6 protein-coding genes and 1 pseudogene are annotated in these 7001 nt (G+C 42.0%); 6 read left to right on the plus strand and 1 reads right to left on the minus strand.

The window, feature by feature from the left end:
* Nucleotides 1-337 precede the first annotated feature (337 nt).
* Nucleotides 338-874 carry a tyrosine-type recombinase/integrase gene (locus PUQ00_RS31730; RefSeq protein ID WP_366145979.1) on the minus strand — a complete coding sequence of 179 codons (537 nt, stop codon included), beginning with the start codon at nucleotides 872-874 and terminating at the stop codon, nucleotides 338-340.
* A gap of 87 nt (nucleotides 875-961) precedes the next feature.
* Here PUQ00_RS31730 and PUQ00_RS31735 point away from each other — a divergent pair, with 87 nt between their 5' ends.
* The 6 genes and pseudogenes from PUQ00_RS31735 (at nucleotide 962) to PUQ00_RS31765 (ending at nucleotide 6971) form a co-directional block, all read left to right on the plus strand.
* Complete coding sequence (locus tag PUQ00_RS31735) at nucleotides 962-1429, plus strand: zinc ribbon domain-containing protein (RefSeq protein ID WP_300423891.1); 468 nt, start codon at nucleotides 962-964, stop codon at nucleotides 1427-1429.
* A gap of 23 nt (nucleotides 1430-1452) precedes the next feature.
* Nucleotides 1453-4026: pseudogene (locus PUQ00_RS32985) on the plus strand (Tn3 family transposase); the annotation flags it as partial.
* A 372-nt stretch (nucleotides 4027-4398) separates the two neighbouring features.
* Nucleotides 4399-5154, plus strand: coding sequence for a hypothetical protein (locus tag PUQ00_RS31750; RefSeq protein WP_300423894.1), 756 nt, complete (start codon nucleotides 4399-4401; stop codon nucleotides 5152-5154).
* A 238-nt stretch (nucleotides 5155-5392) separates the two neighbouring features.
* Complete coding sequence (locus PUQ00_RS31755; protein WP_300423895.1) at nucleotides 5393-6280, plus strand: hypothetical protein; 888 nt, start codon at nucleotides 5393-5395, stop codon at nucleotides 6278-6280.
* A gap of 151 nt (nucleotides 6281-6431) precedes the next feature.
* The gene (locus tag PUQ00_RS31760; protein WP_300423897.1) at nucleotides 6432-6584 is read left to right on the plus strand and encodes a hypothetical protein; all 153 of its coding nucleotides are present in this window, start codon (nucleotides 6432-6434) and stop codon (nucleotides 6582-6584) included.
* 201 nt (nucleotides 6585-6785) lie between these two features.
* A complete protein-coding gene (locus PUQ00_RS31765; RefSeq protein ID WP_300423898.1) occupies nucleotides 6786-6971 on the plus strand; it encodes a hypothetical protein in 186 nt (61 codons plus the stop codon).
* Nucleotides 6972-7001: the final 30 nt, after the last annotated feature.

A 7001-nucleotide genomic window follows, 5' to 3' on the forward strand; every position in this document is an offset into this window, starting at 1 on the left:
TAATCTTTTTGAGACATCTCATCAAGATGAATTTTCGTGCAAAGCAGTTTAAAAGCTGTAAATAAAATTACTTAGTACTCAGATTTGATTTTTAGCGATCGCACTTTTTTTTCCAGACCTCACAAAATCGCATTGCTCCCAGCAAAAGTGTGCCGTAAGTCATGAATACGAATTTCTTGGAGTTCAGGACTATCTCCAATGAACTTAGTCCAAGATTTATGCGCCATGCGGTAAGAAAGGCGGGATACTTCTAAAGTTTTTGGCTGTTGAGCAGTAAACAGTGCTGGATGCTTAGGATGTCTATAATATTCAATGTAGTTATTTAGACTCTTGATTGCTACTTCACTGTAAAAACACCACCGTTGTTGCCTTTGCCAACAACCTGAAATTTCCGGGCTTTGAGGTCTATGTCATCTAAATTTAGAGCCAGTACCTCAGCAATCCTAGCGCCACTGGTATGCAACAAACGCACCAATGCAGACAAACGAATATCTTTTTTGATGACACCATACAGGATACTTAATTGGTATGGAGTAAGGTAACGCACTGCCTCATCAGTAGCGTGTTCTCCTTGTTCTCGACTGGGTTTACGTCTTGTGAGTCCCGCAGCCGGATTGGATTTGAGATATCCCATATCAACAGCAAAACTGAACAAAGCCGTGATTATAGCTTGATGACGGTGGTGGGTCGTATAGGAAACATCAGTTAAATGATTGAGATATTCCATCAAAACTTGTCTGTCGATGATTTCTATTGACCATCGACCGTACTCCTTGAGCAAGGGGATAATCGTAGACTGATATGAACGCAGAGTACTTTTGGCTAGTCCTGGACGTTCTAAAAACTTGGTGGCTAAAGCTGCTAAAGTCATCATTACTTTAGAGGAGCTTTTTACAATTTATTTAAATAAAGGTTTAGATATTAACTTATCATTAACAAATATATTTTCAGATATATTTTGATGATTGTAACAGAACATTCAACGCGACCATTGGGAGAAGAAGGGCTTGCTAATTACGTCCAGAGATTGCGAGGTCAGCTTTCTTTAACCCAAAAAGAGTTGAGTTTCAAAGCGGGAATACATATCCAGACCATCCGCAAAATTGAGGGTGGACAAACGAATAGACTCAATCAAAAGGCTAAAGGTGGTCTAGCTGCGGCGTTGGGAATACCACCGGAGTACCTAGATGCGGCAGCGAAGAAAGTCTCCCCAGAAACAATAACTACGTTAAAATTTTGTCCTAAATGTTGGACTCCAGGAACTACTCCTGACCCAATGTGGACAGACTTACGGTCGAAGTATTGCTTTGCTTGTGGTACAGCTTTACTGAATCGCTGTGTTAATTGCAATGAACCAATTATGTCATTGAAATTTAAATTCTGCCCTTACTGTGGCGCGAATTATAAACAAAATCAAACTACTTCTTAAAAACTGAATATACAGGTATCTAATTGGCAACGCGCGAACTTTTATCTCCGACACAACGACTTCAATTTACTGAAATCCCCGATTCTATCACGACAAGAGATATAGCTCGCTACTATACTTTTAGTAATGACGAACTCAAAGTTATCAAAGAGCGTCGTAGACCACACAATCGTCTTGGTTTCGCCGTACAGTTATCTTACCTACGCTTTCCAGGTCGTGTTTGGAGTTTAGGAGAAATAGTACCAGAATCTGTACTATTTTATATTGCATCTCAATTAAAACTTGACCCGACAATCATCACTGAATATTCCCAAAGGGATACAACTCGACGCGAACATCTGGCAGAAATTCAAAACAATTTCGGATTTCATACTTTTAATACATCTACATACAAGCAATTCTCAAAATGGTTATTACCTTTTGCAATATCATCAGATAAAGGGATGGCACTTGTGGGAGCGTTGATTGATGAGATGCGCTTGCGCCAAATTATTATTCCAGCTATTTCTACGATAGAGCGTTTAGCCTGGGAGGTCAGACATCGCGCTCAAAAATTAGTATGTCTTGAGTTGACTAAAAGTTTGACAACATTACAAAAGACGACGCTAGATAAGTTATTAATTGTAGAGCCTGATAAAAAACTGACTGATTTAATTTGGCTACGTCAACCACCAGGTCAGGCTAATCCAAGAAACTTTTTAAAAGTGGTGGAACGACTGGAGTTTATTCGCCATCTCAATCTCGACTCTGGATGCTTGAAACGAGTACACCAAAATCGTCTGTTGCAATTTACTAGAACTGGCGCGAAGTCTACACCTGCTCACCTATCTAGGTTAGATGAATTGAGACGCTATGCTATTTTAGTTGCTTTTCTCATTGAATGGAGTGCGTCATTAGTCGATTATGCCATAGAAATGCACGATAAAATGATGGGTAAATTGTTTAACAAAAGTGAGCACCAGCATGGGGATAAGTTTCAACATGATGGCAAAGCAATTAATGAAAAAGTCCGATTGTATGCTCAAGTAGGTAAGGCGTTGATTGCTGCTAGAGATCAGTCAATTGATGCTTATGAAGCGATTGAATCAGTCTTAAATTGGGAAAAGTTTATTAGTAGTGTTGCCGAAGCTGAAAAGCTAGCCAGACCAGCAGATTTTGATTATCTTGAACTGCTTGATAATCGTTATTCACAATTGAGAAGGTATACACCAAAATTGTTGTCAGCGTTTGAATTTAAAGCTACTGGAGCCAGTTTACCGATTCTAAAAGCTTTGTCAGTCATTAAAGAATTAAATATATCTGGTGGTTGAAAAGTACCAGAATCTGCGGATATTAGTTTCGTTAAACCTCGTTGGTTAAAACACGTAGTTAAGGGCGATACTATTGACCGTCACTACTATGAGATGTGTGCTTTGGCTGAATTACGCAGTGGCTTGCGTTCTGGGGATATTTGGATAGCAGGCTCGAAGCAGTTCCAAGATTTTGAGGATTATCTGTTACCAGATAGCTCATGGCAGTCAATGTGTTCTTCTCAAACGATACCTGTGGCAGTAACGACGGATTTCACTACTTATATTGAACAATGCTCACTTGAATTGTCTGAACAATTAGCGCTTGTTTCTTCTTTAATGGCAGAAAAGAAACTGGTTGATGTCAGGATAGAGAACGAACAGTTAATTATCACTCCTCTTAACAATGCTGTCCCAAAAGAGGTTGATGGATTTAGCAGAACAGTTCATAGTTTACTGCCAAAAATTAAGTTGACTGATTTGTTAGTAGAAGTTGATTCTTGGACACAGTTTACCAAACATTTTACGCATTTACATTCAGGAGAACAAGTATCTGATAAAGTTGTTTTGTTAAGTGCCTTACTTGCTGATGGGATTAATTTAGGTTTAACACGAATGGCAGACGCAACTCAAGGGATGTCCTTTGAGCGTTTAGCTTGGGTGGCAGATTGGTATATTCGTGATGAAACTTATTCCAAAGCAATGGCTGAGGTGGTAAATTTCCATACACAAGTGCCTTTTGCTGCTTATTGGGGTGATGGAACAACATCTTCTTCTGATGGACAACGGTTCAAAGCGGCTGGACATCATAGTTTTAATGAAGAGATCAATGCCAAATATGGTAAAGATAGAAGCGTGATTTTTTACACGCATATTTCCGACCAGTATGCTCCGTTTCACGTTAAGGTAATTAACGCCACGATTAGGGATGCAACTCACGTTTTGGATGGTTTGTTGTATCACGAGAGTGATTTACAGATTCAGGAGCATTATACGGATACAAGTGGCTATACCGAGCATGTCTTCGCAATGTGCCACCTGCTGGGATTTAGATTTGCACCTCGAATGCGCGATTTACCTGATAAGAAATTGTATACTTTTGAACCTAGTTCTCCTGATTCGGCTTTAGCACCCCTGCTAGGTGACAAGATTAATGTGAAATTGATTCAGGAATCTTGGGATGAGATTCTACGCCTTGCTAGTTCAATTCGGACGGGGACGGTGACTGCTTCTTTGATGTTGAGGAAATTAGCTTCTTATCCTCGGCAAAATCGTTTAGCTTTAGCTTTGCGGGAGTTGGGAAGGATTAGACTTATCCGGAAATGAGAACTTTATTTGGCTGAAACCTAGCTCTGGAGAGGGTTTTAGAGGTTCCTGTTTTATATAAGCTAAAAAGCCAGCTATGTAAGGGTTTCAGCTATTTTGAGGTTTATTTGTGGATAAGTCTATTGAGCGGACTTTGTTTACCCTGGATCCACCCAGCTTCAGAAAGTTGACAACCAAGCCGCAGCCCAAGCCGAATTCGACCACTTCATCGCCGGCCAAGCCCAAGCGCTTGCTCCCGAACCATTAACAACTGTAGAAATCAACTCCAACCACTACGAGATTTACTGTGGTAAACAACTCATCGCCTACATCGCTTACGACCACGGCGAATTCGTAACCCAACCGTGGCTGGTTATGAGCAACGGTGAAGAAAAATTCCGCGACACTACAGTTGCCAGATGCCAGCGCTTCATCGAATGGCATCATAATGACGGCACACTCAACCCATTTGCACTAACTGAAGTCCCAGAAGTTCCCAAGATTTCAGAACTCTCATTTTATGATCAAGAAGCGTTTGTTAATCGGGAACTGGTAGCCAGCATCTTTTACGACCATGATAATTTCCAAGACCTCTACTGGCGTGTAATCATCAACGGCAAAGAGATTTTCCGAGACACCACATCGGCTAGATGCCACAGCTATGTCAAACAGCAGTACCAGCAAGGCACGCTGCCACTGCAAGAACCATTCCTTGAAGAAGCAGAGGAGCTATTAGCAGGGAGCAAGGGAGAAGAAATTTCCCCCCTGCACCCCGCACCCTGCTTCTTGTCCTTTTCTACCACTGATAACGAAATCATGGCGCAGATTTTCAACGAATGTGAGAAGTACGGGTTTGAAATCCTCGACGATGGGATTTACCAGAACGATGTGAAACTGGGCGAGGTTGGCTGTACTGATGGCGGCTGGTGGGTGATGCGTACTGGAAAATGTCAGCAACTACTTTGTAGATGTGCAGTGGAAGCAGTTCAATCGCTGTCGATGGTGGATGTGTCTAGTGATGGTAAATCCATTTTTGATGAATATTTTTTAGAGCAACCCTTAGAACAGCTAACTGGCGGTAAATTGCAACGGCTGCTGGAGAGAACGGAGGGGAGCAACGCGAAAAAGTGAGATCGGGGTTTAGTTCTCAATTACACCTCTATATTCTCAACAAAACTTGGTTTTTTAGTTGCGATCGCATCCTGAAACAAGCTATATACGTCCCAGGTTTCAGCACCTCACAAAATCGCGTTGCTCCCATCACGGACTATATCTAATCGTTTCTCACTAGTCGGTGAAAAAAGTTTGGTGCGCGTAAATGTCTAATTCTCTTTACTCAACAACAAAAAATTATCACCCAACTAAAATTATGTCACAAATCGAAGTAGCTCAAATTATCGACCAGATAAAGCAAGAAATCACTGTTGACTCTAATGGACAAGGTAAGGCTAGTCTTCGTGCAACTGCAAGGCTGGCAGATGTACAAGATTCTTCGCTTCGTCGTGCGTTACTAAGTGCGGCACTGGAACCCTCTGCATTAGCCCAAAGCCTTATAAAACAAGGCTTTAACCCTGCGGCACTGGAAACCTGGAATGAGGGAATACCTGATATGGGTGTTGCTGCCGTTATTGAATATTACGCTTTTGATGCTGGGCGGTATTGCAAACAGCAAGCCAGACTTGTATGCAAAGCTTTTAACCGGATCGGTGTTCGCGCCTGGATGCAAGACATCATGGGCTGGACAAAACCCGCTACTCAACCGCAAGAACAACTGACTACACCAGCCCTCCCCCCAGTTGAACAGCGATTGCATACTCTTGTCCTGGCAATGAAGACTTTAGCTGAGTTAACTGGTGGCAGACTCAACCCGTACACCGAACAGCAATTTAAAGACTATGCCGCTAATCTGCTGACTGAACATAACAGGAAATTGCTAACCCCTTCAGAAGAACGCTGGTTGGGGGTTGTGAACTTTGCAGAGAGCGAACTTGGAAAGAAAGTCCCCCTGAGTGGCGCTCACTACCGGGGACATCTTGGGACATGGGTTCGCACGTTTTACCCACAATTAGGCGATCGCCAAGAAACACGATTGGTTAATGGGGTTCAACAGCCCATTTATGTCTACGCTTGTCACGAGCCGACTGTTGCGGCTGGGTTGACCAAAGCTGTAGAAGAGTTCTTCGCTCATCCTAGCCCTGGTACAGCGCTAAGGCAGGCAGGTGCTTTCGCTAGCAAGAAAGCTGTAGTTACAGCTTGATGGTCATCGGTCATTGGTCATTGGTCATTGGTCATTGGTCATTGGTCATTGGTCATTAGTCATCAGTCATCGGTCAAGCAGAGCGATCGCCCAGTAATCAAGAATTAAAACTTTTACAACAAAGGCAAATTCTACCTTGAGGGGAAAGGATATGGAACTTGGAATTTTTCAAAAAGACGTACTCATTGAAAAACTAGCTAAGAAATTCTACGCGCTTCTTGGCTATGTAGTCCCCGAAGATTATCGGATGCAATCAGCTACGCATCCAGCAGAAAGAGCGTGTGTGGCTTTAGCGAAGCGGTAGCGAGTCATCGAGCGTCTGGCTATTTTTGCAATCGAAGAATTTGAATTAATAAATGATTCATCAGAAGGGTATGAGGATGATGACGAATATGAAACTGATTGTTTATTCCCTGAAGAACGTTTGTTGCCAGGGGTTTAATTGAAGCGCGAGTAATACACCAAGGAAATATTTTCTTACAAAATACAAGATGGGTAAGCGGATATGAAAGCCATAGTTACAGTAGTTGAAAAAATCTCATCTGAAGCTCACATTGATATTCCTGAAGGTTTAGCAGAACCAGGTATTAAACAGCACGTTGTAGACCATTACAACAGTGGCGAAATGCTTCCCTTGCTAAACATTTTCCACGTTAATTTTGAATCTATAGGACTCCTATTTGATTTCTGAACAAGACTAAGAGAGAATACGGAGAGGTTT

This window comes from Nostoc sp. S13 (assembly GCF_029379315.1).
Taxonomy (GTDB): Bacteria; Cyanobacteriota; Cyanobacteriia; order Cyanobacteriales; family Nostocaceae; genus Nostoc.